This is a genomic window from Corynebacterium sp. LaCa_205 (assembly GCF_057458085.1).
This window is the reverse complement of the sequence record NZ_CP190931.1, coordinates 200,044-226,792: the sequence shown is the minus strand read 5'-3', so window position 1 is coordinate 226,792 and position 26,749 is coordinate 200,044. Positions and strand designations below refer to the sequence as shown.

The window sequence follows — 26,749 nt, the reverse complement described above, 5'->3', positions numbered from 1 at the left end:
ATGGTCGACACAATCACTATGTGGATCGAAACCGTCATGTCCACAGAGTGGATCTACCCGCTGGTCGCCGCGCTGATCTTTGGTGACTGCTTCTTCCCCGTCCTGCCTTCAGAAATCCCGCTCAATATGGCCGGCGCCTGGTCCGGCTCGCAGGGCTTCCCCCACCTGCCCACCATGTTCTTCGTGGCGCTCATCGCCGCCATGATGGGCGATAATCTCTGTTTCCTGCTAGGCACGCGGTTCATGCCCTTGCTTAAGCGCGTGCCAAAGGGATCTAAGGCCTACGAAGGGCTGAACTGGGTCAAGCGAAATATGCGCCGCGGCGGAGGGGCCGCCATTATTATCGCCCGCTTCATCCCTTCAGCCCGCTTGTTTATGACCATCCTGCTGGGGTCCATGAGGTTCCCGTGGATCGTCTTTGTTTTCTTCGACACCATCGGCGTCGCCCTCTGGGCTGGCGAGGCGCTGGCCATTGGTTATCTCGGCGGCATGGCCTTTTCTAATTCGCCAGTACTCGCCGTGGTGGTCAGCATCATCGCAGCCATCATCATCGGCGTGGGCCTGCAGAAGCTGCAGAATAAGTTCACCGAGTGGTGGGATACCCGCCGCGGCTACGCGGAGACGCCGTAGCGGGGAGAACAGGCCGCCTAGATGACGGACACGGACTGGGCCTGATCACCCTTCGGGCCGGAGCCAACCTCGAAGGTGACCTGCTGATTTTCCTCTAGGGTGCGGAAGCCGCTGCCCTGAATCTCGGAGTAGTGGACGAAGATATCGCCGGCGCCATCCGCGCGCTCGATAAAGCCGTAGCCCTTTTCAGAGTTAAACCACTTAACGGTTCCTTGTGCCATGGTGTGCAGTCCTTTTCTTGCTTATCGGTGCAGCGATTCCGCACCAAGGGGGTTCGGTAAATGCGTCCTTTAGCAGTACCTTAAAGTGTAAACACCGCACCAAGACATCATTGGCCTTATATCAGTGTGACACGTTCCACGCCAAAGCGATAGACCAAACCCACAAGGGGGTAAAAATTGTCTCACCCGGAAACAGATAATCCCCTGGGAACAGAGCTCCTCGAATTCATCCAGCGCCGCCTCGATGAGTCCACTCTCACCTTTCACACCACCCTGCCCCCTCAGCGCACCCAGTATGCGCAGTGGCCGGAGTGGGTACTGCCGCAGTTGCGGGAGAAGCTGGTAGAAGGGGGCGTCGGCAAGCTGTATCGGCACCAGGCTGAACTCGCACAGGCCGCCTGGGAAGGCGAGGATGCGGTGATTGCTACCGGCACTTCTTCAGGAAAATCCCTGGGCTACCAGCTGCCCATTTTGAGCCGGCTGGCGCAGGAGCCGACCGCTTGCGCGCTGTATCTCACCCCCACTAAGGCACTGGGTTCGGATCAGCTGCAGGCGGTGCTGGAGCTGTGCCGGGGGATTCCGGCGCTCAAGGGTGTGGTGCCCGCGCCCTATGACGGCGATACGCCGCAGGAATCCCGCGCGGGTGTGCGCGATCATTCGCGGTTCATTTTTTCCAACCCGGATATGGTGCATATGTCCCTGCTGGCCGCGCATGCCCGGTGGGCGCGGCTGCTGCGGCACCTGGAATTCATCGTCATCGATGAATGCCATTCCTACCGGGGCGTATTCGGCGCCAATGTGGCGCTCGTGTTGCGGCGGCTGCTGCGCTTGTGCGCGCACTATGGCTCGCGGCCGACGGTTATCTATGCCTCGGCCACCATGAAGGACCCGGGCCGGCATGCACAGCGCCTCACCGGCCGGCCGGCCCGCGCAATTACGGAGGACACCGCCCCCACCGGTGCGCGCACCGTAGCCCTGTGGGAGCCAGGCTTCATCGAGGGCGCCGAGGGTGAGCACGGGGCGCCGGTGCGCCGCGCCGCCACCACCGAAGCGGCCGAGATGATGGCCTCTTTCATCGCCGAGGGTGCGCGCACCATGACCTTCGTGCGTTCGCGCCGCTCGGCCGAGGTGGTGGCCATGCGTGCGGCCGAGGTGCTCTCCGGTAGTTTGGGCCGGCCCGATTTTGCCCAGCGCATCGCCGCCTACCGCGCGGGTTACCTGGCCGAGGACCGCCGTGCATTAGAGCGCGCGCTTGACGACGCCTCCTTGCTCGGCGTCGCCACCACCTCCGCGCTCGAGCTGGGCATCGACGTCGGTGGGCTCGATGCCGTGGTCACGGCCGGCTTCCCGGGGACCGTCGCCAGTTTTTGGCAGCAGGCCGGGCGCGCCGGCCGCCGCGGGCAGGGCTCGCTCGTAGTACTCATCGCCCGCGATGAGCCGATGGATACCTATCTGGTCCACCATCCCGAGGCGCTGCTGGGCAAGCCGGTGGAGGCCAGCGTATTCAACCCCGCCAATCCCTATATCCTTTTCGGCCATGTCTACTGCGCTGCGGTAGAAAAACCACTGGATGATGCCACGATTGCTGCCTGGGGAGCCCAGGACGTGGTCCATCAGCTGGCCGAGTCTGGCCTGCTGCGCCGCCGCGAGCGAGGCTGGTTCGCCGTACCCATTCCTGCCCACTCGCCGGAGGAGCTCTCCCCGGAGACGGCGCATACCGCCGTTTCCTTGCGCGGCGGGTCAGGCGAGGAAGTGATGATCGTGGATTCTTCCGACGGCCGCCTGCTCGGCACCATCGATGCCGCTCGCGCCACCAGCCAGGTGCACCCCGGCGCGGTGTACCTGCACCAAGGCGAAAGTTTTGTCATCGAGGAACTCATCCTCAGCGATTACCTGGCGCTGGCCCGCCCCGAGACCCCGGATTATTCGACGACCCCGCGCTCCACCACGGATATTCGCATCCTGCGCGAGGCCGATAACCTGGTCAATTATTCCCCGGGCCTGTGGGTAGCCGACGTGGAGGTAGAGGTCACCGATCGCGTCACCGGTTACCAAGTGCGGCTTGCCGATGGCACCATTGGTGACGACATCCCCCTCGATCTCCCCGAACAGCGCCTGGTTACCCGATCCGTGGCCTATACCATCGATCCGCTGGCACTTTCCGCCATGGGCGTGACGGCCTCCGATACGCCCGGCACCCTACACGCGGCCGAGCACGCTGCCATCGGCTTACTGCCGCTTATCGCCACCTGCGACCGCTGGGATATCGGCGGCGTATCCACCGCACTGCACCCCGATACCCAGCTGCCCACCGTTTTTGTCTATGACGGCCATCCGGGCGGTGCCGGCTTTGCTGAAGAAGGCTTCCGCCGCTTCCCCGAATGGATAGAGGCCACCTTCGAGGCGGTGCGCTCGTGTCCTTGCGAATCCGGTTGCCCGTCGTGCGTGCAATCACCGAAGTGCGGCAACGGAAATAATCCGCTCAGCAAAGATGGTGCTATCAAGCTACTCGGCGCGCTGGTCACCATGACGCAGGGCTAGCCGCGCTGCCTCCTTCCGCTGGCTCACACCGGCCCGGCCTTGGCCTGGGTAGAGCGGCCGCGCACTGCCGCGGTGACGATGACGTCGCGACCGGATTCGGTGCAGGTTTCTAGGGTGGCGCCATTCAGGGCGGCGGTATCGCCCGCGGCGGTGCAGGCATCCTCGCCAGTAGCAAGTGCCCAGGCGCCAGCGACCGCAGCGAGGTCGGCGGCCACTTGCGCCTCGTGGCGTGCGGCTACGCGCGAGCCCACCGCCGCCACGATAAGCAGCAGGCTCACGATGGCGACAATGATGCCGGCCGCAGCGATGGTGGCATAGCCTTCCTCGCCCCAGCGTTGCGGCTTACTCATTTCCGCCCACCTCGGCGGGAAAGACTGCCTCGGAGCGCATGGTGCCGATGGGGGCTTCCACGCTTACCGACGCCTTCACCAGCCCACCGCTTTCCTCCACGCTGACTTGGGCATCTTCGCGCGCGGGGTGGTATTCGACGCCGATGGCATGCGCACGCGCGGCCGCACCCGCCATGTCCACAGCGGCGATATAGGATGCCAGCGTGGCAATAGCACCCACGATTCCCGCCGCGACCAAGACTAGGGAGCTTAAAGCTAAGGCGGCCTCGATGGTCACGGAGCCATCGTCATCAAATACCTTGTGCATTATTCCTCCTTTCTGCCGGCGGGAATGGTCCCGCCGGCTGGGGTTACGTAGAGCTGCTAGCTGGGGGTATTAGAGAGGGCGTCGGTTATGATGCCTTCGATGGCATCCACCACGCCGCCGCCGTTGATGACCATGTAGAGCACCCCGGCAAGCGCCGCTGCTGCTAGAGAGCCCATGGCATATTCGATGGTGCTCATCCCCTCGTCATTGCGGATGAGCTGGGGATACTTAGTAAGTGCGTGCATGATTAGTGTCCTTTCAAGTGAGGTTTAGAGAAGTTGCGCGCCCAGGCTGATTACTACGGGCGCAAGGCCTAGAACGATGAATGCCGGCAGGAAGCACACCGCCAGCGGGAGGGCAATGAATACTCCTGCGCGCTCCGCCTGTGCTGTGGCGTGGGCGGATGCTTCCGCGCGCAAAGAAGTACAGATTCGATGACATCCGGCCGCAATGGTGGCGCCGGATTGGCCCGACATGATGACAAGCTGTGCTAAGTCCTCCAGCCCCGCCTGGCCCTTCATATGGCCCCACGCGGACTGCGTGGAAACTCCAACGCCTAGCAGCGCGGAGACGGTCTCCCACAGGTCCTGCGTCTGAGCGTCCGCGGTGCGAGCGACCGCGGTGGCGGCTCCGTGCACGGACAGCCCTGCGGCCAGGCACGCTGCGAAGAGTTCGACGTCGCCAGCTACTATCAGCGGGTCCAGCGGTGCTGCGGGCTTGAGCTTGCTTATCAGTCCCCCACGCGCTTTCGGGCCATCGCGCGGGGTCTTGGCGGTGGTCTCAGTCGCACTGGTAACTGCCAGCCGGCCAGTGTGCGGTGGGAGGCCAACGAGGGCGGCCAAGGCCACAAAGATGAGCGGGGTCATGCAGCCGCCTTCCGAATAATGACGCGCGACCAAGCGAAGCCGCCGCAGGCCAGCGCCACGCCTACCACGAGAAGGACCCCGCCCAGCCCGCCGCCGAAAAGAAAGCCGAGCGAGTTAGCGCCCATGGCCCCGCCCATGGCGATGCCGGCTACTGGCAAGCACGCGAGCACCGTGGCGGTCGCTTGGGGGCCTTGCAGACTAGCGGAGGTGGATTGCTGGTGGCGTCGAGAAGCATCGAGGCGGCTTTGGGCTTGGTCGAGCAAGCTGGCCACCGCAATACCGTGGTAAGTGGAAAGCTCCAGTAGGTGGCCTAAGCGGGAAAGCTCCGGCAGGGCCTTTGTATCCTCCGCATCCGTGAGCGCCATGTGGGGCGGCGCGCCACGCGCAGCGAGGGCGGCCGTTGCTTCCAGTGCGGCGGATACCTCCCGCGGGGTAGTTCCCGGCAGGGCCTCTACCCCGCGGGCAAGTGCCCCAGCCAGGGTCGCCCCTGCCCGCAGGTCCGCGGTGACCACTCCCAAATAGGCGGCCAGCCCTTCGTGGCTGCGCCGCTGCGTACGCGCGGCCACGAGGTCTTTGGTGTACCAGGACACGCACCAAGCGATTATGGCGGCGGCGATAGCGATGCTGATGCGACCCACTGAGTAAAAGACCAGGCTGCCGCAAAACACCGCCCCCAGGATGACCACGGAGCTGGCCTGTACCTGGCGCGTGGCCGATGCCAAGCGGCCTGCAATCGAGGGCGCGGGCAGGAGCAGCGCGGCGGCGAGCAAGAGGAAACTAAGCATGGCTGGCCTTCCCGGCGCGCTCGCCCAGAAGTTGTGCGGAAAATTCCGCAAAGCCATCCGCCGGTCCGTCTTCGGCACTCCAGATGATGCGCGGGGTAACCGGGTTTCCCTCGAGCACGCCAATATGGGCAAGGCGGCGGCCCTGCGGGGTGCGTTCCATGGTCAGCACCATGTGTACGGCCGCTGCCAGTTGTGAGTGCAGTGCCGCGCGGTCCAGGCCGCCAAGGGCGGCGAGGGCCTCCATGCGGGCGGGGACTTCAAAGAGCGAATTGGCATGGAGCGTACCGGCGCCGCCGTCGTGTCCGGTGTTGAGGGCGGCGAGGAGATCGACCACCTCGCGGCCGCGGATCTCGCCTACCACGATGCGGTCTGGGCGCATGCGCAGCGCTTGTCGGAGCAATTGTGACATCGTGACCTCGCCGCTTCCCTCCGCGTTGGCCCGGCGCGAGACCACGCTAACGCAGTGTGGGTGGTGCGGGGAGAGCTCGGCGGTGTCTTCGATGACGAGGATGCGTTCGCGCTCGGAGACGGTTCCCAAAAGTGCGGATAGCAAGGTGGTTTTGCCGGAGCCGGTTCCACCTATAACCAGGAATGAGACTCGCTTGTCCACCACAGCGCGCAGCAGCGTAGCGATATCTTCTGGCAGCGTGCCGTTGTCTACTAGTTGGGGCAGGGTGGTCTGGGCTTGGCGCAGTACGCGCAGGCTCAGGCAGGTTCCGGCCACCGCAGGCGGGCTCAGCAAGGCATGGACGCGCAGGACGACGCCATCAGGGCGGCTAACGCGGCCATCGGCATAAGGTTGAGCATCATCGAGGCGCGTGCCGGAGGCTGCCGCCAGCCGGCTGGCCAGTTGGCGGACTTCGCCATCATCGCGGAAGGTGATGTCAGTGCGTTCGAGGCCCTCGCCGCGGTCCATGAATACCGCATGCGGCCCGTTAACAACGACATCGGTAACCCCCTCTCGCCCCAGCAATGCATCAAGCGGGCCCATTCCGGTGGCGTCCTGGCGCAGGCGGCGTAGTAGGTCGAGTACCGCGACGTCACTAATCACGCCGGCTTCTGCACGGATGCGCCGAGCCAGGGCTGCCGCATCATGCACCAAGTCGGCCTCGGCGGCGATGATACGCTGCATCTTTTCCAGCGTTTCCTGTGCTACTTTCTGCTCACTCACGCGCCTACCTCCTCGAGGACCGCGTGTGCAGCCTTGCGCAAGGGTGCCGGGAGGCGCTGCGGGAGGCCGCCTATTTCCACCGCGCGCGTAAGGCCCCGGGCCGTTGGCAGTTCTGCCAACACCGTGCTGTGGATGATGCTTTCTACTTCCGCCGCGCTTAACGATGCCCACTGGCGTTGCCGCAGCACCACCACACAGCTGCGCCGCGCAGCCCCGAAGCGCGCAATTAGTTGCGCGGCCGATGCAGCCGAGCGCACTTCTGCGGCCACCACTATGACCACGTGGGTACACGCATCCGGAACGGTCTCCGGGGTGCAATCCACCACGCATAGCCCTTCGCCCGCGTGGGCCGCGCCCACTACTCGCGCGAGCAGGTCCTTTTCCAGGCGGAAGGGATCCGCGACGGTACTGCGCGCGGTCGAGAGCACCGCTACCCCATCCGGCGTAGTGGGCAGCGCGCGGTAGAGATCGGTGGCATCGATACTGCCATCGCCTACGGTAAGCTCCGGCCAGCGCGCCCCCGCTTCGGCCTCTACGCCAAGCAGGAGGTCGAGGCCACCGGAGTATGCGTGGGCGTCGATAAGCAGGGCGCGCCCATCCGCAGCGCACTGGGTGCGGGCCAAGGCGGCCGCGAAGGTAGAAGCCCCCACCCCGCCGCTCGCCCCAACCACGGCGATGGTGGCGCTACCCGGTCGCGTGTCCTGCGGGGTGCCCGCGGCCGCAATGCCCGCGAGCAGCTCCTTAACCTGGGCGGGAATGATAAAGGCGCTCTCCGCGTGACAGGCTAATGCCGCTTCATAGTCAATCGGTCCAGGGTCCGCGGCAAGGAATAGTACTGGCACAGGCGCGGTGTAGGGGCGTTGCGCTGCCGCCACCACGCGGGCCATGAGGGAATCAACCAGGACCGCAAAGGCGCCTGGCAGACTGCGCGGGACGTCGCGGGGATCGGTTACGGTAAGCACATCGTGGCTGGTAGCAGCCGCGGCATGGATAGCCTCGGCGCGCAGTGCTTCGTCACCGACGGCAACGACGATGGCAGCGGAATCAGGATGTAATGCGTTCATGCCTCATAGCCTGAAGCATCCGTGCAACCGCAGCGAGGGCTCTCCGGTGGCACTGTGGATAACCCGCGATAAGTCACCGTGTGGTCCTGATTTGGTTGCCACTTCAACTAAAAACCTGTGGATAACCTCGTATCACATGGCGCTAGATATAGGGTTAAGGGTCAAAAAGTGTGTCCGGAATCGCGGATTTTCACGGATTGACCTGTAGGTTTCCGGAAAGTATATGCTCCGGAAGCATATATCTAGCCCCCGACGGGAAATCCTCGGTGTGGCAGCCGTGATGTGCTATGCGCGGCGTGGTGTGGTGTCGCAATGTCGAAGAACCAACCACGCTGCCACTGCGGCGGTGAAATGAAACGCAACGGCACCACCAGCAAAGGCACCACCAGATGGCGCTGCAAACAATGCGGCGCCTCCAGCGTCAAACGTCGAAACGACATCACCAACGCGGCAGTGTTCACCCAGTTCATCGAGCATTGCACCACCGCAATATCACTCGACGACCTAGCCAAACGAAACGGTGTTAGCCGCGCCACCATGAAGCGGCGCTTCAAGTGGTGCTGGCTCGTTGATGTGCCTGACCCCACCGCCGGCCACCACAAGCGGATCTACGACCAGGTATTTCTCGATGGCACCTACACCGCCGGTGGCTGCCTGATCGTCGCGGCGACCATCGACCACGTGATCGCCTGGCACTGGTGCAAACACGAAACCACCCGCGACTACCAACTGCTGCTTGAACGCATCGAAGCCCCACTCATCGCCGTCATCGACGGCGGCCAAGGCGCATACAGCGCAATCAAAAAGTGCTGGCCGACTACGAAAATTCAACGCTGCCTCGTCCACGCCCAACGCGTGGTCCGCCGCTACACCACCACCAACCCACGCACCGATGCCGGGCGCACCATCTACCGACTTGCGCTGAAACTGACCCGGATCACCACACTGGATGAAGCCGCCGCGTGGGGTGTGCAACTGCACGAGTTTTCAACGATCTACCGGGAATGGATGAACGAGAAAACCATGATCAAAGACCCCAAAACAGGTGCATGGACCCGCGTGTGGACCCACCACAACGTGCGCAAGGCCTACAACAGCCTCAACCATCTTTGGCGGTCCGAGATGCTGTTTGTCTACCTCAACCCGCCAGCAGGAGTCCTTGCGCCCGAGCGGATCAAATCCACCACCAACAGCTTAGAAGGCGGCATCAACGCCCAGCTCAAACTGCTCGCCAGAACCCACCGCGGCAGATCAGGCGAACGACAACGCCGCATGCTGGATTGGTGGCTCTACTTAAAAACGGAACTGCCTGACGATCCAGTACGAATCGCCAGGCAGTCCGACTGGGGCCAGGGCCAACTCGCCAAAGTATCCACCCTGACCCAAACCGAGAACCAAGCCGACCACGAAACAGGACGCCCAGCCCTCTACGACAACGCTATCGACACCGACTACACCCACTCAATCGGCATTCAAAAAGGCCAAATCTAACCCCCGCGACACGCCGAGCCAGACACACATTTTGACCCTTAACCCTAGATATAGGTGACGGCCCGTGCATCGGGGGGGTGTGCGCACGGGCCGTCAGTAACCCGGCCTCGGGGGTGAGCCGGGGCAGGCCGCACAGTATATCGGGGCCTTGCACGCATTATTATGACATGTTCGCCACCCAACCACAACAGCTAACAGCAGTTTTTCAACGGCCATGGCGCTGACCTGCACCGAATGCGTGTTCACTACTTTATCCCCCGCACGGGCTGCCAATCCCACATTATTGACTCGCCAACCACCATTAACTGCAGCCACTTCTACACCACTAAGCGCGAAGGGCAGCTACACTCGGCAGCACACCATGACGAATTCCCGCGAATCCTTTCCTCCCCGCCCCGCTAGCACGAGTTGCGCCGGCGGCGAGCACACACGCACCGCGGCGTTTTTCGATCTCGATAAAACCATCATCGCCACCTCCTCGGCCTATGCCTTTGGCCGCGAATTTTTGCACAACGGGCTCATCTCCCCGGCCGAAGCACTGCAGCTCTCCCTGGCGAAAGCCAGCTATATGTTTTCCGGCCTCTCCAGCGAAGGCATGGACGCTAGCCGCGATCAGCTCACCGCAATGGTCACGGGGTGGTCCGTGGAGGAAGTGCGCTCCATCGCCCGAGACACCATGCACCACGTGGTCACTCCCTCCATCTATGCCGAGGCCCGGGAACTTATCCGTGCCCACCGCGCCGCGGGCGACCACGTGGTCATTGTCTCTGCCTCCGCTACCGTGCTGGTAGACATCATCGCGGAGGAGCTCGGCGTCGAGCACGTCATCGCCACCGAATTGGCAGAAAAAGACGGACGCTTTACCGGCGAGGTGCTCTTTTATTGCAAGGGCCCACATAAGGCGGAGGCACTAGAGCGCACTGCCGCCGCAGCAAACATTGATCTTAATGCCAGCTATGCCTATTCGGATTCTGCTACGGATATCCCGATGCTGGAGAAGGTTGGCCACCCCGTCGCGGTCAACCCGGACAAGCAATTAAAGCGCCACGCCATCAGCCATGAGTGGGATATTCGATCCTTTAAGGACCCAGTGCCGCTCCTGCCTGCGCCAACCGCTAAAGAAATCGGAATCGGCGCCTCCGTGCTGGCGGGTACCGTGGCGGCTATCGGCGCCGGGCTGTGGCTTGCCCAGCACCCTGACCGCCCCAGCTTCCCCAAGCGCGGGCCACGGCATACCTCTTAAGCGGCTCGCGCAATCGCGTCGGCCTCTGCACCACCGGCTGCCCAGGCAGCGAGGTGGGTAAGGAGGGCGTCGGCAAGCGCGGTGCGGTAATTATCCACCGCATCGGCATACTCAGCGCGGTGGCGGGTGTAGTAGACCTCGGGTACGGCGAAACCGCGCGGGTCAAACCCCGTATGCACAGCGGCAAGGCGAGAAGCAACGCGGGCGACGAGACCGCTGCGAGGGCCGAAAAACTGCCCTGCGGCTATCTCGGCATGGACCACGCTCGGTAGAAGGAGATCAAAGGCGGGACCATTACCCTGGGCGATAAGCCGGCCCAGCCCTTGCAGCCGCGCGCTTTCACCGGTGGGGATACCGGTGCCACCGGCCGCGACGTCAATGCGCGCTAGAACCTGCAGCGGCGCTCGGGCAAAGGAGCGCACCGTGGTGTCCAAGAGCTCCGGCGCGGCCACAGAGTAGGCGCTTACGGCGCTGGCCAACGGCCCTTCTTCCACATTCTCTGGGCCCGGATGTGGGGGGATGGCGTAACCATCAAGCGCCACGCTAGAACGGGCGCCGCGAATAAGGGACTCGGCGGAAATGACCTCAAACTTTCGCAATCCTGCAGGTCGACGGTGTGCACGGGCAATGGCAGCGGCGGCTTTTTCTGCACTTTCTTTCACCCCCGGCAGGCGAAACAGCGGGGATAACGCGTCAATTTCTGACATATACATTAGGATAGCCGTGGAAGTCCCTACGTATGCGTGGCACCATGGGAGAATAGTGATTCCATTATTATTAGGGACATTACAAGGTTTAGATAAACGCGAGGAGAATTAATCGTGAGCAACGATGGACTGTATACCGACGGTACTGATCAATTTGCACCGAAGGTGAACTCGATCCCATTGAGTGACGTGGATACGTCCTCGTCCGAGACCTCGGTAGGCCAGCTGGTCTCCAACGCCACCGAGCAGATGTCCCAGCTCGTACGCTCCGAGGTGGAGCTGGCTAAGACCGAACTGGCAGAGTCCGCAAAGAAGGGTGGAATTGGTGCTGGTCTCTTCGGCGGCGCTGGCACCATCGCGCTGTATAGCTCTTTCTTCTTTTTCTTCTTCTTGGCAGAGCTCCTCGCCATCTGGCTGGACCGTTGGGCAGCGTTCCTGATCGTCTTCTTGATCATGATCGTCCTCGCCGGCATCTTGGCCTTTGTTGGTCTGAAGAACGTCAAGCAGGTGAAGGCGCCGCAAAAGACCATTGACTCCACCAAGGAGCTCAAGAACCTGGTTCCGGGCAAGGCACAAAAGTCTCTGGACCGAAAGACCACCCACGGCCTCTACACCTAAACCGGCAGGCGCCACGCACACGCAGCACGCCACGCAGTCGTGCTCCCCTCTATCCGCCCTAGCTAGCCTGGGGCGGATTTTGTGTACTTTCCCCTATCCTCTACCGTTTCTGCCCCAACTATAGAAAGGCGGCACCATGGCCTTTGCACCCCTGCCTCCCTCAACGGTGGAGCTGGAGGGACCTTATGCGCATGACTTCGTCCATACCCGCGGCATCCGCCTGCACGTGGCCACGGCGGGAGAGAGCACGCAGCCACTAGTGGTACTCATCCACAGCGCCTTTGGTGGGTGGTTCGACTACCAAGACGTCATTGCGCCGCTTGCGCAGCGCGGTTTCCACGTCGCGGCGGTAGATATGCGCGGCTTTGGCATGTCCGATAAGCCACCTATTGATGCGGGGCAAGATATTCGTACCTTGGTGGGCGATATCAGCGGGCTCATCCAAGCCTTGGGCCACGACGATGCCTTTGTGGTCGGTGCCGATACCGGCGGCGCGGTGGCTTGGTGCTTAGCCGCTGAGCGCCCCGAGCGGGTGCGCGGCTTGGCTTCCATCTCCGCCGCCCACCCGGTGGATCTGCGCCGAGCGATTGCCGCCCGGCCGTGGGATTTTGGGTGGATTAACCTGCGCTCGCTGCTGTGCCGCCTACCCCGCGTTACCCGCGCCCAGAACCTGCTACTTAGCCCGCGCGCCTACCGCAAGGAGTTGGAGCTGGATACGGGGCCTTCGCTTAACGGAGCCACCTTTGACCGCATCCTCGATCTACGCCTGCGCGCCTCCCGGATCGGCAGCGTTCGGCGCGGAATCTTGCGGAACCACCGTATGCGCACCGCCGTTGTCCCCCTGAACTGGGTGGAACTGACAGTGGAACGACCCGTCCTTTTCATCCACGCCCAACAACGGCTGTGGAATCCCGTGGTCCGTCGCGCCGCCTTGCGCGCCCGCCACAGATTTACCGCCACGACCGTGCCCGGTGCGAAGAACCTACCGCACGTGGAAGCACCAGCGGAGTTCGTCTCTACGCTGGGGGCGTGGCTCCAAGAAAATAGCTAATGGGCCACGCACTCACCGGTATCGACCGGGTGGGTAAGCTGCGCGACGTCCCCGATCTGACTGTTGACTTCATCAGCGGTGAGCGCATAGCCCGTTTCAGAGTCATCCACCGAGGCGCCAAAGACCACGCCTAGGACCTCGCCAGCCGTATTGACCAGTGGGCCGCCGGAATTTCCTTGCTGGATATTGCCGCGAACGGTGTAGGAATCGCGCTCCACATGCCCGTGGGAGTAAATATCCGGACCGGAAATGGTGATGCGATCGCGCACACGTGCCATCTCGGCGTCGAAAGGCCCGGAATGCGGGAAGCCCATGACCATCGCATCATCGCCCGTCTGGGCCGGGGTCTGGGCCCACGGCAGCGGATCGATGCCGAGGTCGCGCGAATGCAACACCGCCACGTCCACGTCCGGGTTGTAATAGACCACGGTCGCATCCTTAAGCCCCAGCTTGGTATCAAGGCGCACGGTCTGCGTGCCGGCCACCACGTGGGCATTGGTGATCACGTAGTCATCAGAGACCACAAAGCCGGAACCCATGAGGCGGCGGGAGCACTCTTCGGCGTCGCCAAGCACGTGAATGATGGAGGGCCGCATGCGGCGCACCAGCTCCGGATCCTGCACGTCTGGGTCCGGCTCTTTTACTTCCTCATTGCTAATGGAGTTTTGCCAGGGCGAAACCAACGGCGGCAGGCCGGACTCATTAAGCATTGCCGCCACGCCATTGGGCAGCGCCGCTACCCGCGCCGGCGCGGCCGAGTTGAGGTTGCCCAAGATACGCGAATCGCGCAGGCCCTGACCGGTCGCACCACCCAAGTTGGTGGCCACAGGGATAGAAATCAGCCAAATAACCACCAAGGCGGCAAAGGCTTGGAATACCGCACCCACCGCAGAATCGAGGCGCTGTGTCTTGCGCGCCTTCATGCGGTCGCGCACGCTGCCGCCCAGAGAGGAGCCGATGAGCTGCCCGATGCCCACGAATAGCACCAAAATTCCTACCAAGAGCAGCAAGCGCAACGAGGGCTGATCCACCAGGCGCAATGCGGCAGGTGCCACGGCAATGCCCAGCACTACCCCAGCACCCACTCCGATGGAGGCCAAAACTGCCGCGAGGGCACCATTGCGCCACCCACTAAGTAGCGCCAACAGGACGGCGACCACAATCAGGCCGTCAACGATAAGCGCAGGAGTCATGGCTATGGATTCTTTCTATTGGGGGTTAAGACGTACACGTACCGCGGCACAAGCGGTTAGGACATCTTCTCATTATTGCGGGAGTTTTTGAGGGAGTCACGCAGGTCCATGACTGAATTATTATCCCAAGGAACGCTCCACCCAGAGTGCTGCAAGAGAGCCGAAAGCACGCCGGCGGTAAACCCCCAGATGACATAGCCATTGGCATGAAATGCTGGTCCTTGCCATTTTCTAAAGCCCACCACGAAGCGATTGCGTGGATCGACCAATTCCCGGATGGGAACGAGAAAGACATCATCGGTTTCATCAGGGCTGGCGGGATAGACCTCCCCCGGCTGGTTCCAATGCGCCAGGATCGGGCTCACGGGATTGCCGGTGGCACGGATATGCAGTTGGCTCCACTGCTCTAATGGGGTCACGGAATTACGCTGCAGGTCCGTTTCTTCCCAGGCTTCCCGCAGCGCAGTATCCACTAGCGAGGTATCACCGGGATCTCGGCGGCCGCCCGGGAAAGCAATTTGTCCGGAGTGAGAACGCATGGACGGCGAGCGGTGTGTGAGCAAAATGCTGCCCTCCTCCGCGCTTTCGCCGCTAAGTAGCATAAGCACAGCCGCCTCCCGTTTGACCGGCACCTGCGCAGTAGTGCCATTGAGGGACGAAGCCTGCCGATTGCCTATGAGCTCTTGCACCTGGCTCGGATCTACCCCCAACGCTGGCTTGAGCCATTCTGGTGTGCACTCGGGACGAAGTTGGCTCATGCCGCAATCGCCTCTTTCACGGCCCGTTCAATCTCCGCTGCGGAGCTAAAGGGCTGCGCAAATTGCTTGCGCACTTCGCCGTCCTTGAGCACCACTGTCACCGGAACTACGCCTGGCAGGCTCAACTGACCGGCAAATTTATTATCCGCATCCTGGAAGCTCGGCAGATCCACTCCCACGTCATTCAAGAAAGCTGCACCGTTTCCCGCGTTCTTATCCGCGTGCACACCCACGACCTGCCAGTCTGGGTGCGTCTCCGCCACCTTTTGCAGATAGGGAAGCTCCGCGCGGCACGGCTCGCACCACCACGCCCACACGTTGACCACGCTCACACCTTCATCGGCACGCTTTCCGGTGGCCTTACCGCCCAAGCAATCCAGCTCTACCCCAGCTACGGTGCCGGCTGGACAGTCTGGACGCTGCGGGACTTCTTGCGGAGCAGCCTCGGTTGGCACTGCCTCCTCGGCTTCGTCCCCACCCCGCAATTGCGAGACCCCCACTACCGCGATAACGGCAATGAGGATCGCGGCAATCACCGTGCCAAGGACGTAGTTCTTCATGCCTTAAGCCTAGCGCCCACTAGCCGCTGGACACATATCCCGCAGCACGCATGCACCGCACTCCGGCGTGCGCGCATGGCATACCTGGCGCCCATGAAAGATGACGCGGTGAGAAAACATTGTCCACTCTTTTTCTGGCAGGAGCTTGGCGATGTCCCGCTCAATCTTCAGCGGTGTCGTCTCTCCCGTGAGCCCAAGCCGCTGCATAAGGCGGCCGAAGTGCGTATCCACCGTCAGCCCCGGAATCCCAAAGGCATTTCCAAGCACCACCAGCGCGGTCTTACGCCCCACGCCGGGCAGGCTGGTGAGCTCCTTAACCGTGCGGGGAACCTCGCCTTGAAAATCTGCCACCAGCTTCTCCCCTATGCCCAAAAGGTGTCCCGCCTTAGCTCGTTGAAAACCCAACGGGCGCAGGATGCGCTCCAGTTCCGACCGCTGCGCTGCTGCATAATCCGCGGCCTCGGGGTAGCGGGAAAAGAGTTCAGGGGTCACCGAGTTCACGCGCTCATCCGTGCACTGGGCAGAAAGCACCGTGGCTATCAAAAGCTGCAGCGGGGAGTCATAATCCAAGGCACAACGCGCATCTGGATACTCCTGTGCCAAACGCCTATTTATCTCCGGTGCCCGTAGCTCCGGCGCGCTGGCCGCTGACAGTGCTGAATTCATGGCATAAAGCTTAGTAGACTAGGAAAACATGATTTCACTTGTGATTCTGGTACCGCTTGCGATCGCCCTTTTCGCCCTCCTGATGGAAAAGCTCGAGGCAGTTGTTTTCGCTGACTAAGCCGCAAACTCGCTGGCCGGAGTTGTGCCTCTAGCACGATCAGAGTTTCTATAGTGTGACAAAAATTCACTGAAGTACCAAAAGTGACCAATTACACTGTAAGATGAAACGCGTTACACAGTGACCCCGCTTGTTCCGCATTGTCGAGTGCATGAAAGACCGCACCCAGATGTGGCGCAGGCGCATCTATGGACTTTCGTAGTCGACATCCAAGGAGTAAAACGTGGAAGGCGTACAGGACATCCTCTCCCGCGCCGGAATCTTCCAAGGCGTTGATCCCGTTGCAGTGCAGCACCTCATCGAGCAGATGGAGACCGTGCGCTATCCGCGCGGAACCACCATCTTCGACGAGGGCGAACCTGGTGACCGCTTGTACATCATCACCTCGGGCAAGATTAAGCTCGCTCGCCACGCCCCGGACGGCCGCGAAAACCTCCTGACCGTCATGGGCCCATCCGATATGTTCGGCGAGCTGTCCATCTTCGACCCGGGCCCGCGCACCTCTTCCGCAGTATGCGTGACCGAAGTTCAGGCGGCCACCATGAACTCCGAGCTGCTCAAGAAGTGGGTTGGTGACCACCCCGAAATCGCACAGCAGCTGCTACGCGTCTTGGCACGCCGCCTGCGTCGCACCAACGCCAACTTGGCCGACCTCATCTTCACGGATGTTCCCGGCCGCGTGGCAAAGACTTTGCTGCAGCTGGCCAATCGCTTCGGCGTCCAGGAAGGCAGCGCCCTGCGCGTAAACCACGATCTCACCCAGGAAGAGATTGCCCAACTGGTCGGCGCCTCTCGTGAGACCGTCAACAAGGCGCTCGCCACCTTTGCCCACCGCGGTTGGATCCGCCTCGAGGGCAAGTCCGTACTCATTGTCGATACCGAGCACCTCGCCCGCCGCGCTCGCTAAGTAAGCGCGAGCTCGCCACACCCCCGCTTAAAGCGGGGGTTTCGCTGGTTTTCGCCCCCTTGCCCAGCATTACGTGGAGGCCAGCCCCACTTCCCTGGTGCACCAGCGCAGGGGCTAAAACAATTAAGCCCCTTTTCCTACTAGGAGGAAAAAGGGGCACATATGGAGATACGGCTTATTTAGTCTTGCCGTCCAAATACTTCAGCGCGGTGCGAGTGGACTGCTCCGCAGCGTGGCGCAGTACCGGATCCACATCATCGTACATCTCGTTGACCAGGGTATTCAGATCTACATCCTCACCCAAGCGGGCGCGGATCTCCTTAATCTGATCAAGGCGGTAGTGGCGGCGGTCGATATACTTGCGGGCTACCTGGGACGTGTCATCCAAATCTGGGCCGTGCCCTGGGAACAACGCGATATCCTTACCGCGCTCCTCTAGGGTATCCAAGGTGTGCAGATAGTCGGCCAAGTTTCCGTCCGTCTCCGAAAGCAAAACGGTGTGACGGCCTGCGATGGTGTCACCGGAAATAATGCCTTCGAGGCGGGAGTTTCCTACTTCACCGCTCCACACAAAAAAGCAGGTGGAGTCCGCGGTATGGCCAGGAGTGTGAACAACCTCGAGGCGAGGGGTGATGCCGTCGAGGGAGATATGCTCACCATCCTGCAGCGCCTCGGCACCGTTGCAGTAACTCGGATCGAATGCGCGAATGGGGGCGCCGGTCATCTGCCGCAGGCGCTGCGCGCCAGATGCGTGATCATCGTGGCGGTGAGTAATCAAAATCAATGCCACCTCACCTGCGTTGCGGTGCACAACGTTGAGATGGCCTTCATCCTCTGGACCCGGGTCTACGACGATCGCCCGGGAGTCTTCAGCGGCGCGAATAATCCACGTATTCGTCCCCTCAAGGGCGGTGTAGCTGGGGTTATCACAAAGGACTACGCCAACGGATTGGCTGACGGGACGCAATTGACTATATGCAGGGTGCTCCATAGTTACTAGCCTATCCGATCAAGCAGCAATTTCTACGATTAGTTCGATCTCTACCGGCGCGTTTTTAGGCAACGCAGCCACACCAACGGCGGAGCGAGCATGCGTTCCGGCATCCCCAAAGACTTCACCAATGAAATCCGAGGCGCCATTGATAACTGCTGGCTGATCTGCATAGCCCGGATCAGAAGCCACGAACCCCACAATCTTTAGCACGCGGGAGATATTATCTAGGCCCACCTCAGCATCGATGGCGGCGAGCGCATTGAGCGCCGCGATGCGGGCCTGTTCTTGGGCTTGTTCCGTAGTGATTTCGGCACCAACCTTGCCGGTCAGCGGCAAGGTTCCCTCCACGAGGGGAAGCTGACCGGAGGTCCAGACCTGATTCCCTACGCGTACGGCCGGCACATAGGAAGCTAGCGGCTTGGCGACGCCCGGTAGCTCGTACCCCAGCTCCCGCAAGCGAGCATGAAAGCCCATTTACTCTGCCACCTCGCGCTTGAAGTAGGCCACGACGTTTTCTGGGTTCGGGCCAGGGGTGACGGTAACCAGTTCCCAGCCGTCTTCACCCCAAGAATCGAGGATCTGCTTCGTAGCGTGGGTAAGAACAGGTGCGGTTGCGTATTCCCATTTAGTCATGGGTCCCATTCTAACTATTAAATACGCCCCACGCCGTCAAAATTCTTAAATCCCGACGAGTTCGCCGCCCTCAGCCAAGTAGTGCGCCCAATCCGTGATGTGAGGGTTCTTGCGAAGCAATGCACGGCGCTGACGCTCGGTCAGCCCGCCCCAAACACCAAACTCGACGCGGTTATCCAAAGCATCGGCACGGCATTCGGTCAACACCGGGCAGTGGCGGCAGATGACCGCCGCCTTGCGCTGTTCTGCACCGCGCACAAAGAGGGCATCCGGGTCACCTTTACGGCATTTAGCCTGGGTAACCCACTCACCACGCTCGGGATTTCGGGCTGTATTAGACATTCCAGCAGTCTTCACACGAACGGTCATGGGTGAGTGTGCTCCTTCCCAGACGGAATACTATGTAACGCGCCTAAGTCTATTCACCCAGGTAGAAGATTGTCTAACACGTCACACTTTAGGGGGTGCGAGTGATCTTCCACCCACCGAGGGCGACCACGTAGTGTATGGGGCGTGACTGTCATCAAATCTTTGGCCAAGATAGCCCTGTCTACGGTCTTGGTAGGCGCGCTGATCGCCCTGGCCCTTGCCCCCTTCGCGGGCATTTCCGGGGTAGCGATTGCCCGTACTAACGAAACCATGCAATCTGACCTGCAAGATCTGACGGCCGGTAATATCCCTGGCGTCACCACTATTAAAGATGCCAAGGGCAAGGACATGGCCTATGTCTTCAGCCAGCGCCGCCACCCGGTGGAGGGAAAGAAGATTTCTAAAGCCATGAAAAACGCCATCGTCTCCATTGAGGACGAGCGCTTTTATGATCACGAAGGCGTAGACTTCCAGGGCAATTTCCGCGCACTGTGGACCAACCTGACCTCGGGTGGTGTCTCTCAGGGTGCTTCTACCATCGATCAGCAGTACGTAAAGAACTACTTGCTGTTGGTTTCTGCTACTACCGATGAAGAGCGTGCCGCGGCCACCGAGCAATCCCTAACCCGCAAGCTGCGCGAGATGCGCATGGCTACCAAGATGGATGAGGAGTTAGATAAAGATGACATCCTCACCAACTATCTCAACCTGGTGTCTTTTGGTAACCATGCCTATGGCGTCGAGGCCGCAGCCCGCACCTATTTTGGCACCCACGCCTCTGAGCTCACGGTGCCACAAGCAGCAATGCTGGCGGGCATGGTCCAATCCTCTGAGCGCCTCAACCCCTATACCAACGCCGGCGAAGTAACCGAAAGGCGCAACCTCGTCCTGCAATCCATGGCGGATAACGGCCATATCAAGCAGCAGGAAGCGGATAAGTATAAGGGGGAAAAGCTGGGCGTCGGCAAGAAGCCCCAAACGCTAGCCAATGGCTGCATCGGCGCGGGTGACCGCGGTTTCTACTGTGATTATGTACTGAAGTACCTGGATAAGAAGGGCATTAGCGAAGAACAGCTGGCGCGCGGTGGCTACACCATCAAAACCACACTGGATCCAACGGTGCAAAATAAGGCCCTTCAGGCCGTGCAAAGCCACACCAACCCGGACGCCCCAGGCGTGGCGGAAGTCATGGACGTCATCAAACCCGGTAAATCGGATCGCAAGGTGCTGGCCATGGTCTCCTCCCGTGACTATGGCTTGGACTTGGACAAGAATGAAACCATCCTGCCGCAGCCCTATTCCCTGGTAGGCAACGGTGCCGGCTCCGTATTTAAGGTCTTTACCGCCGCGGCCGCGCTTGAGGCAGGCTATGGCATTAAAAACACCGTGGATGTGCCCGCCCGCTACGAGGCGGAAGGCCTTGGTCACGGCGGCGCCGCCGGCTGCCCGGCGGACCGCTACTGCGTGGAAAACGCTGGCGCCTATAAGGCCACCATGACGCTGCAGGAAGCACTGGCCCACTCGCCCAATACGCCTTTTATCAAGCTCACCGAGCAGGTAGGCGTAGCCCCCATCGTTGATATGGCGGTGCGCTTGGGCCTGCGCTCCTACGATGACAAGGGCAGCTTTGATAAGGACACCTCGATTGCCCAGCACACCAAGGAAGCCAATTCGGGTTCTTTTACCCTGGGCCCAGACCAGGTCAACCCGCTGGAGCTAGCCAATGTGGGTGCCACGCTGGCCTCGGATGGCAAATGGTGTGAACCCAACCCCATCGCCCAGATCACCGATAAGGAAGGCAACGAGGTCTACCTTAAAGAAACCCCGTGTGAGCAGGCGGTGGATAAGGACGTGGCCCGCGCCATGAGCAATGCTTTGTCCGAAGATGCCAAGCAGGGCACGGCCAAAGATGCCGCCCAGGCGGCCGGTTATTCCAGCCCTATCGCGGCAAAGACCGGTACCACCGAGTCCAACCAGTCCTCTGCTTTCTTGGGATTCAATGAGGGCATTTCCGCCGCTCCTTATATTTATAACGACGGCACCTCCACCGTCCCGCTGTGTACTGGCCCGGTGCGCCAGTGCGCGGGTTGGGGCAACCTCTACGGCGGCTTGGAGCCGGCGCAGACCTTCTTCAGCATGGCCTCCCAGCTGCCGATAGCAACCAAGGCTGGTCTGCCGAATTACAATAAGAAATACGATAACGGCACCACGGCCGATAAGACCCTAGATGGCCTGCGTGGCAAGTCCGAGGCCGAGGCGCGCCAGGCCTTGGAAGCTAAGGGCTATGTGGTCAAGACTTCCCGCGTCATCGGCGGCGATGTGCCTTATGGCCGCGTAGTTCGCGCCATTACCGGCAAGGACGGAAAGAAGAAGGGCGCAGAGATTACGCTGCAGCTTTCCGACGGCGCCGGGGCCTCCCAATCCCCCTCCTCCGGCGTGACCGATGCTAACTCCACCGGCACGCAAAATAGCACCGGCGGCGCTAATATCGACGGTGCTACTAGTCCGGGCCGCTCGACTGGCGGCACAGGCGGTAACGGTGGCGGGGGCGGATTCTCGCCGGAAGACTTTGGCATCCGCCAAGAGGACATCGATAACTTTGCCAACGATATCCGCAGCCTGCTTGGCCGCTAGGCTCCGCCACCCAGTGTGGTCTCGCCCGCTCTAGCTCAGCTGGGCTTTGACCTCAGCGGACAGGCGCTTGCCGTCCGCTTGGCCGGCGGCCTTGGCATTGGCCACCTTCATTACGGCACCCATCTGCTTCATGGTGGGTGCTTCGCCGTTTTCGGCTTCGACCTCGGCAATGGATTCCTTCACCAAGGCCTGCAGCTCGGACTCGTCTAGCTGGCGGGGCTGGTAGGCCTCGAAGAAGGGGACATCAGCAAGCTCGGCTTCAGCCAACTCCGGACGCCCATTTTCCTCATAGACCTCGGCGGACTCGCGGCGCTTTTTGATTTCGCGCGCAATTACCTTAAGGATATCGGCGTCCTCCAGCTCGTGCCGGGAGCCGTTAGTCTCCTCGGCCTGGATGGCGGCCAGCAAGGCACGGATGGCGCTGGTGCGCTGCTTCTCCTTCGCCTTCATTGCGGTTTTCAGATCTGCACGGATGGTTTGTTTTAGCTCGCTCATGCCTATCAATGTACGCCAGGTAGGGTGGTAGCCGTGAAACTTTTACGTATTCTTGGCGGCCTCACCGCTGCGGGCCTGGGCGCCGCAGCATGGGGCTATAGCGAACTGACCAAATTCGAGCTCAAGGAATATACGCTCCCTCTCCTGCCCAAGGGCACTCTGCGTGGCAAGCCGGAATTTCGGTTGCTCCACCTTTCTGATCTGCACATGATCCCGGGCCAAGAGACCAAGATTGCCTGGGTCTCCGCCCTCGACGCCCTGGAGCCGGACCTCGTAGTCAACACCGGCGATAATCTCTCCGATCAGCAGGCCGTACCCGATACGCTGCGCGCTCTCGGTCCGCTGCTGGCCCGCCCCGGCCTCTTTGTCTTTGGCACCAATGACTACTGGGCCCCGCGTCCGGTCAATCCCTTCAAGTATCTGCTGGGCAAAAAGCGGGAGCCTTCCTATGTGGATCTGCCCTGGCGCGGTATGCGCGCCGCCTTTATGGAGCACGGATGGCGCGATGCCAACCAGGCTCGGCATGAGTTTAAGGTGGGCAACGTCCGTCTTGCCGCCGCCGGCGTGGACGATCCACACCACGATCTGGATGATTACTCCGAAATCGCGGGTCCTCCCAACGAGGATGCTGATTTGTCCCTGGCCCTCCTCCACGCTCCCGAACCCCGCGTGCTGGAGAAGTTCGCGGCCGACGGCTACCAACTCTCGCTCTCTGGTCACACCCACGGCGGCCAAATTTGCCTGCCGGGATCCCGTGCACTGGTAACCAATTGCGGCATCGACCGCGACCGCGTGCAGGGGCTCCACGATTTCGGCCCGATGAAAATGCATGTCTCCAATGGCTTGGGCACCTCCAAATTTGCCCCCGTACGCATCTTCTGCCGGCCCTCCGCCACGCTGCTAAAAATCACTGAGGTGGACTAAACGCAACCACCTGCCGTTTTGTTGATTGCGCTTAGCTTGCGTTAAAGTATCGAGGTACCGCTTTTCAAGGCGGAACGCCGGGATATGGCGCAGGTTGGTAGCGCGCTTCGTTCGGGACGAAGAGGTCGCAGGTTCAAATCCTGTTATCCCGACCATGAGCCCGCAGCTGTGCTGCGGGCCTTTTCTTTACTAGGCCAACATTCCCATAAACAGCGCCGCGGCCACCAAGATGGCGGAAAATAGCCACGCAATGGGGAAAGCCAGCTTGAGATATTTACCCATCTGGCCTTCCGCTAGCCCCAACGCCAACCATAATGCGGGTGAGAACGGCGAGACGAAGGTGCCCACCACGTTACCAATGATGAGCGCGCAAGCCGCACCCATACCGCTGACCCCAAAGCTTTCCACGGTTCCCTGAACAATAGGAAGAACTGAGAAGTAATAGGCATCCGTCGAGGTCAACAAGTCAAGCGGTACGCCAAAGAAGCCCACAATAACGTGAAGATGCGGCGCGACACCCTCCGGCAAGACGTCAACTAGCGTCAGGGCGATTTCTTCAAGCATCTTCGTTTCATTGAGAACGCCCAAGAACATGGCCGCGGCAAGAATGACGCCCGCCATGGCCAATGCATTGGGCGCATGGCGCCGCAGGGCCTCGCCTTGTTCCATGGAACCGCTGAAATTAATGGCTAGCGTGATTGTAGTGGCCACGAGGAAGGCTGGGGCGGGCGGAGCTACGCCCGATAGCAGAGCCACTAAGACCGCAAGGGCTACGACAACGTTGACCACGGTAACCCAGCGTCCCGTGCGGAAGTGGTAGCCCAATTTATGTTGTTCACGTACCTGTGCAGCAGCGAATTCATCGGCCAATTCATTAACGTCTACTGCCGTGCCGCCTACTAATTCTCCGCTTTCGCGCAAACCCGCTATACGGCGCTTTTCCCGCCACCCCAAAAGCGCGGCCAAAAGGAAGACCAGCACAATCGCTACGCCCTGAATGGGCAAAAGTTGCACCCAGATGGCGTTGGGCTCTTGATCGACTACGGCGCCGGCCCGGCCAAGCGGGCCGCCCCAAGGGACCATATTCATTATGGAGGCGGCCATCGCCACAATGGTGATAAGCGCGTAGCGCGACATATTCAACGCACGATAGAGCGGGAGTAGTGCGGGGATGGTGATAAGGAAGGTGGTAGAACCAGATCCATCGAGGTGCGCTACTACGCCAATCGCCGCAGTGCCCAACGTTACGGCCATGATTTTCCCGCGCGTGGCCTTGATGAGTGCGCGGATAACCGGAGTAAATAGGCCAACATCTTGCAATATGCCAAAGAAGATGATGGCAAAGATAAACATCACCACAACGTTGATGACGGAACTTAAGCCTTCGCTGAAAAAGTCAGATATTTCGCCTAGACCAAATCCACATACTAGGGCACCAACTACGGGCACCAATGTCATGGGAATGATGGGGTTTACCCGGCCGCGAATTAAAATTCCCACCGTCACGAAAATGACCAAAAGGCCTACGGTCGTAAGGCCGAGCGGGGTCTGCATAGTGCTCCTTTACAAGTTGACGTCCCGCCGTGCCGCACGTGACACGGATAGACGGGGTGTGACTCAGATTAAACCCTGGCCACCAGCAGCACTACCACCACCCCCAAAAAAATTCACACCACTTTGAATTGAATTGTCTATGGATAGCGTGTCGTCAAAAAAGTATGCAAAGCGTGAAAACTACCCCACCCCGATAAAACGACGGCCGTTGTGCACGGATTCTTGCGCAGAAAATACGGGTTAAGGGTCAAAAAGTGTGTCCGGAATCGCGGATTTTCACGGATTGACCTGTAGGTTTCCGGAAAGTATATGCTCCGGAAGCATATATCTAGCCCCCGACGGGAAATCCTCGGTGTGGCAGCCGTGATGTGCTATGCGCGGCGTGGTGTGGTGTCGCAATGTCGAAGAACCAACCACGCTGCCACTGCGGCGGTGAAATGAAACGCAACGGCACCACCAGCAAAGGCACCACCAGATGGCGCTGCAAACAATGCGGCGCCTCCAGCGTCAAACGTCGAAACGACATCACCAACGCGGCAGTGTTCACCCAGTTCATCGAGCATTGCACCACCGCAATATCACTCGACGACCTAGCCAAACGAAACGGTGTTAGCCGCGCCACCATGAAGCGGCGCTTCAAGTGGTGCTGGCTCGTTGATGTGCCTGACCCCACCGCCGGCCACCACAAGCGGATCTACGACCAGGTATTTCTCGATGGCACCTACACCGCCGGTGGCTGCCTGATCGTCGCGGCGACCATCGACCACGTGATCGCCTGGCACTGGTGCAAACACGAAACCACCCGCGACTACCAACTGCTGCTTGAACGCATCGAAGCCCCACTCATCGCCGTCATCGACGGCGGCCAAGGCGCATACAGCGCAATCAAAAAGTGCTGGCCGACTACGAAAATTCAACGCTGCCTCGTCCACGCCCAACGCGTGGTCCGCCGCTACACCACCACCAACCCACGCACCGATGCCGGGCGCACCATCTACCGACTTGCGCTGAAACTGACCCGGATCACCACACTGGATGAAGCCGCCGCGTGGGGTGTGCAACTGCACGAGTTTTCAACGATCTACCGGGAATGGATGAACGAGAAAACCATGATCAAAGACCCCAAAACAGGTGCATGGACCCGCGTGTGGACCCACCACAACGTGCGCAAGGCCTACAACAGCCTCAACCATCTTTGGCGGTCCGAGATGCTGTTTGTCTACCTCAACCCGCCAGCAGGAGTCCTTGCGCCCGAGCGGATCAAATCCACCACCAACAGCTTAGAAGGCGGCATCAACGCCCAGCTCAAACTGCTCGCCAGAACCCACCGCGGCAGATCAGGCGAACGACTACGCCGCATGCTGGATTGGTGGCTCTACTTAAAAACGGAACTGCCTGACGATCCAGTACGAATCGCCAGGCAGTCCGACTGGGGCCAGGGCCAACTCGCCAAAGTATCCACCCTGACCCAAACCGAGAACCAAGCCGACCACGAAACAGGACGCCCAGCCCTCTACGACAACGCTATCGACACCGACTACACCCACTCAATCGGCATTCAAAAAGGCCAAATCTAACCCCCGCGACACGCCGAGCCAGACACACATTTTGACCCTTAACCCACTCAATCGGCATTCAAAAAGGCCAAATCTAACCCCCGCGACACGCCGAGCCAGACACACATTTTGACCCTTAACCCGAAAATACAGCTAAATACCCCATATATGGGAAACGACGCGGTGCCCCTACAGCGCCGCGTCGTCCCTATTCCCTATCACTCACAACGGATTGGAGAAACCGTTTGCCTACCCCCTAAGTAGGCTTTGTGAGCAAGACCAACTGTAGCATTCACACAATGCAAACGGTAGCGGACACCAAGATTCCCAGTTTCCACCAATG

Annotated in this window: 29 protein-coding genes and 1 tRNA gene; 11 read left to right on the top strand and 19 right to left on the bottom strand. The window is 60.7% G+C overall.

Annotated elements, in window-relative coordinates; all coding sequences use genetic code 11:
* Positions 1–630: a DedA family protein gene (locus tag ACP8J1_RS01165; protein ID WP_023020430.1), complete on the top strand. Its 630-nt coding sequence runs from the start codon at positions 1–3 to the stop codon at positions 628–630.
* Between the two features lie 17 nt (positions 631–647).
* Here the strand turns inward: ACP8J1_RS01165 and ACP8J1_RS01160 are convergent, their stop codons facing one another.
* Complete coding sequence (locus ACP8J1_RS01160) at positions 648–851, bottom strand: cold-shock protein (RefSeq protein ID WP_023020429.1); 204 nt, start codon at positions 849–851, stop codon at positions 648–650.
* Positions 852–1,028: 177 nt separating this feature from the next.
* On the opposite strand from ACP8J1_RS01160, the gene ACP8J1_RS01155 reads away from it, so the two are divergent.
* Positions 1,029–3,392: a Zn-binding domain-containing protein gene (locus ACP8J1_RS01155; RefSeq protein WP_023020428.1), complete on the top strand. Its 2,364-nt coding sequence runs from the start codon at positions 1,029–1,031 to the stop codon at positions 3,390–3,392.
* A 23-nt stretch (positions 3,393–3,415) separates the two neighbouring features.
* On the opposite strand, the gene ACP8J1_RS01150 is transcribed toward ACP8J1_RS01155, so the two are convergent.
* From ACP8J1_RS01150 to ssd, 7 genes are read right to left on the bottom strand one after another with little or no spacing between them, the layout of a single operon-like run.
* Entirely contained in the window at positions 3,416–3,742 is a 327-nt protein-coding gene (locus ACP8J1_RS01150) for an Rv3654c family TadE-like protein (RefSeq protein ID WP_023020427.1), read from the bottom strand.
* Positions 3,735–4,049: a hypothetical protein gene (locus ACP8J1_RS01145; protein ID WP_023020426.1), complete on the bottom strand. Its 315-nt coding sequence runs from the start codon at positions 4,047–4,049 to the stop codon at positions 3,735–3,737. The genes ACP8J1_RS01150 and ACP8J1_RS01145 overlap by 8 nt, the downstream gene beginning before the upstream one ends.
* A 56-nt stretch (positions 4,050–4,105) precedes the next feature.
* Positions 4,106–4,294 (bottom strand): DUF4244 domain-containing protein, encoded by a 189-nt coding sequence (locus tag ACP8J1_RS01140; RefSeq protein ID WP_023020425.1) that lies wholly within the window; start codon positions 4,292–4,294, stop codon positions 4,106–4,108.
* A gap of 24 nt (positions 4,295–4,318) precedes the next feature.
* Positions 4,319–4,915, bottom strand: coding sequence for a type II secretion system F family protein (locus ACP8J1_RS01135; RefSeq protein WP_023020424.1), 597 nt, complete (start codon positions 4,913–4,915; stop codon positions 4,319–4,321).
* Positions 4,912–5,700: a type II secretion system F family protein gene (locus ACP8J1_RS01130; protein ID WP_023020423.1), complete on the bottom strand. Its 789-nt coding sequence runs from the start codon at positions 5,698–5,700 to the stop codon at positions 4,912–4,914. The genes ACP8J1_RS01135 and ACP8J1_RS01130 overlap by 4 nt, the downstream gene beginning before the upstream one ends.
* Complete coding sequence (locus tag ACP8J1_RS01125) at positions 5,693–6,871, bottom strand: TadA family conjugal transfer-associated ATPase (RefSeq protein ID WP_023020422.1); 1,179 nt, start codon at positions 6,869–6,871, stop codon at positions 5,693–5,695. The genes ACP8J1_RS01130 and ACP8J1_RS01125 overlap by 8 nt, the downstream gene beginning before the upstream one ends.
* The gene (ssd, locus tag ACP8J1_RS01120; protein ID WP_023020421.1) at positions 6,868–7,935 is read right to left on the bottom strand and encodes a septum site-determining protein Ssd; all 1,068 of its coding nucleotides are present in this window, start codon (positions 7,933–7,935) and stop codon (positions 6,868–6,870) included. The genes ACP8J1_RS01125 and ssd overlap by 4 nt, the downstream gene beginning before the upstream one ends.
* A gap of 312 nt (positions 7,936–8,247) precedes the next feature.
* Here ssd and ACP8J1_RS01115 point away from each other — a divergent pair, with 312 nt between their 5' ends.
* Both ACP8J1_RS01115 and ACP8J1_RS01110 read left to right on the top strand, forming a co-directional pair.
* Positions 8,248–9,426 (top strand): IS256-like element IS1249 family transposase, encoded by a 1,179-nt coding sequence (locus tag ACP8J1_RS01115; protein WP_005323424.1) that lies wholly within the window; start codon positions 8,248–8,250, stop codon positions 9,424–9,426.
* A gap of 361 nt (positions 9,427–9,787) precedes the next feature.
* The gene (locus ACP8J1_RS01110) at positions 9,788–10,669 is read left to right on the top strand and encodes an HAD family hydrolase (RefSeq protein ID WP_034655694.1); all 882 of its coding nucleotides are present in this window, start codon (positions 9,788–9,790) and stop codon (positions 10,667–10,669) included.
* Here the strand turns inward: ACP8J1_RS01110 and ACP8J1_RS01105 are convergent.
* Entirely contained in the window at positions 10,666–11,382 is a 717-nt protein-coding gene (locus tag ACP8J1_RS01105; protein ID WP_023020418.1) for a hypothetical protein, read from the bottom strand. The genes ACP8J1_RS01110 and ACP8J1_RS01105 overlap by 4 nt on opposite strands.
* A 108-nt stretch (positions 11,383–11,490) precedes the next feature.
* On the opposite strand from ACP8J1_RS01105, the gene ACP8J1_RS01100 reads away from it, so the two are divergent.
* Both ACP8J1_RS01100 and ACP8J1_RS01095 read left to right on the top strand, forming a co-directional pair.
* Positions 11,491–11,994 (top strand): phage holin family protein, encoded by a 504-nt coding sequence (locus ACP8J1_RS01100; RefSeq protein WP_023020417.1) that lies wholly within the window; start codon positions 11,491–11,493, stop codon positions 11,992–11,994.
* A gap of 136 nt (positions 11,995–12,130) precedes the next feature.
* Positions 12,131–13,045, top strand: a complete 915-nt coding sequence (locus tag ACP8J1_RS01095) for an alpha/beta fold hydrolase (RefSeq protein WP_023020416.1) — start codon at positions 12,131–12,133, stop codon at positions 13,043–13,045.
* Here ACP8J1_RS01095 and ACP8J1_RS01090 read toward each other — a convergent pair.
* Genes ACP8J1_RS01090 through nth form a run of 4 tightly spaced genes read right to left on the bottom strand, consistent with a single transcriptional unit; the run spans position 13,042 to position 16,222 of the window.
* Positions 13,042–14,238: a MarP family serine protease gene (locus ACP8J1_RS01090; RefSeq protein WP_023020415.1), complete on the bottom strand. Its 1,197-nt coding sequence runs from the start codon at positions 14,236–14,238 to the stop codon at positions 13,042–13,044. The two genes, ACP8J1_RS01095 and ACP8J1_RS01090, sit on opposite strands and share 4 nt — an antisense overlap.
* A gap of 56 nt (positions 14,239–14,294) precedes the next feature.
* Positions 14,295–14,996: an NUDIX hydrolase gene (locus tag ACP8J1_RS01085; protein WP_023020414.1), complete on the bottom strand. Its 702-nt coding sequence runs from the start codon at positions 14,994–14,996 to the stop codon at positions 14,295–14,297.
* Complete coding sequence (locus tag ACP8J1_RS01080; RefSeq protein WP_023020413.1) at positions 14,993–15,556, bottom strand: TlpA family protein disulfide reductase; 564 nt, start codon at positions 15,554–15,556, stop codon at positions 14,993–14,995. The genes ACP8J1_RS01085 and ACP8J1_RS01080 overlap by 4 nt, the downstream gene beginning before the upstream one ends.
* Positions 15,557–15,565: 9 nt before the next feature.
* The gene (gene nth / locus ACP8J1_RS01075; RefSeq protein ID WP_023020412.1) at positions 15,566–16,222 is read right to left on the bottom strand and encodes an endonuclease III; all 657 of its coding nucleotides are present in this window, start codon (positions 16,220–16,222) and stop codon (positions 15,566–15,568) included.
* A gap of 341 nt (positions 16,223–16,563) precedes the next feature.
* Here nth and glxR point away from each other — a divergent pair, with 341 nt between their 5' ends.
* The gene (glxR, locus tag ACP8J1_RS01070; protein ID WP_005323128.1) at positions 16,564–17,247 is read left to right on the top strand and encodes a CRP-like cAMP-activated global transcriptional regulator GlxR; all 684 of its coding nucleotides are present in this window, start codon (positions 16,564–16,566) and stop codon (positions 17,245–17,247) included.
* 175 nt (positions 17,248–17,422) lie between these two features.
* Here the strand turns inward: glxR and ACP8J1_RS01065 are convergent, their stop codons facing one another.
* From ACP8J1_RS01065 to ACP8J1_RS01050, 4 genes are read right to left on the bottom strand one after another with little or no spacing between them, the layout of a single operon-like run.
* Positions 17,423–18,238, bottom strand: a complete 816-nt coding sequence (locus ACP8J1_RS01065) for an MBL fold metallo-hydrolase (protein ID WP_023020410.1) — start codon at positions 18,236–18,238, stop codon at positions 17,423–17,425.
* An 18-nt stretch (positions 18,239–18,256) separates the two neighbouring features.
* Positions 18,257–18,715 (bottom strand): RidA family protein, encoded by a 459-nt coding sequence (locus tag ACP8J1_RS01060; protein ID WP_023020409.1) that lies wholly within the window; start codon positions 18,713–18,715, stop codon positions 18,257–18,259.
* Positions 18,716–18,874 carry a Sp36 family protein gene (gene sp36 / locus ACP8J1_RS01055; RefSeq protein ID WP_005323131.1) on the bottom strand — a complete coding sequence of 53 codons (159 nt, stop codon included), beginning with the start codon at positions 18,872–18,874 and terminating at the stop codon, positions 18,716–18,718.
* A 45-nt stretch (positions 18,875–18,919) separates the two neighbouring features.
* A complete protein-coding gene (locus tag ACP8J1_RS01050) occupies positions 18,920–19,243 on the bottom strand; it encodes a WhiB family transcriptional regulator (protein WP_023020408.1) in 324 nt (107 codons plus the stop codon).
* 144 nt (positions 19,244–19,387) lie between these two features.
* Between ACP8J1_RS01050 and ACP8J1_RS01045 the strand changes: the two genes are divergently transcribed.
* Positions 19,388–21,877, top strand: a complete 2,490-nt coding sequence (locus ACP8J1_RS01045; RefSeq protein ID WP_023020407.1) for a transglycosylase domain-containing protein — start codon at positions 19,388–19,390, stop codon at positions 21,875–21,877.
* A 30-nt stretch (positions 21,878–21,907) separates the two neighbouring features.
* Here ACP8J1_RS01045 and ACP8J1_RS01040 read toward each other — a convergent pair whose 3' ends face one another.
* Positions 21,908–22,372 (bottom strand): GatB/YqeY domain-containing protein, encoded by a 465-nt coding sequence (locus ACP8J1_RS01040; protein WP_023020406.1) that lies wholly within the window; start codon positions 22,370–22,372, stop codon positions 21,908–21,910.
* A 33-nt stretch (positions 22,373–22,405) separates the two neighbouring features.
* Between ACP8J1_RS01040 and ACP8J1_RS01035 the strand changes: the two genes are divergently transcribed.
* Together ACP8J1_RS01035 and ACP8J1_RS01030 are read left to right on the top strand one after the other, a co-directional pair.
* Entirely contained in the window at positions 22,406–23,296 is an 891-nt protein-coding gene (locus ACP8J1_RS01035; protein WP_023020405.1) for a metallophosphoesterase, read from the top strand.
* Positions 23,297–23,374: 78 nt separating this feature from the next.
* Positions 23,375–23,451 (top strand) — tRNA-Pro (locus ACP8J1_RS01030).
* A 34-nt stretch (positions 23,452–23,485) separates the two neighbouring features.
* Here ACP8J1_RS01030 and ACP8J1_RS01025 read toward each other — a convergent pair.
* The gene (locus tag ACP8J1_RS01025; protein WP_023020404.1) at positions 23,486–24,850 is read right to left on the bottom strand and encodes a citrate:proton symporter; all 1,365 of its coding nucleotides are present in this window, start codon (positions 24,848–24,850) and stop codon (positions 23,486–23,488) included.
* A gap of 398 nt (positions 24,851–25,248) precedes the next feature.
* Between ACP8J1_RS01025 and ACP8J1_RS01020 the strand changes: the two genes are divergently transcribed.
* Positions 25,249–26,427 (top strand): IS256-like element IS1249 family transposase, encoded by a 1,179-nt coding sequence (locus ACP8J1_RS01020; RefSeq protein WP_486696844.1) that lies wholly within the window; start codon positions 25,249–25,251, stop codon positions 26,425–26,427.
* Positions 26,428–26,749: the final 322 nt, after the last annotated feature.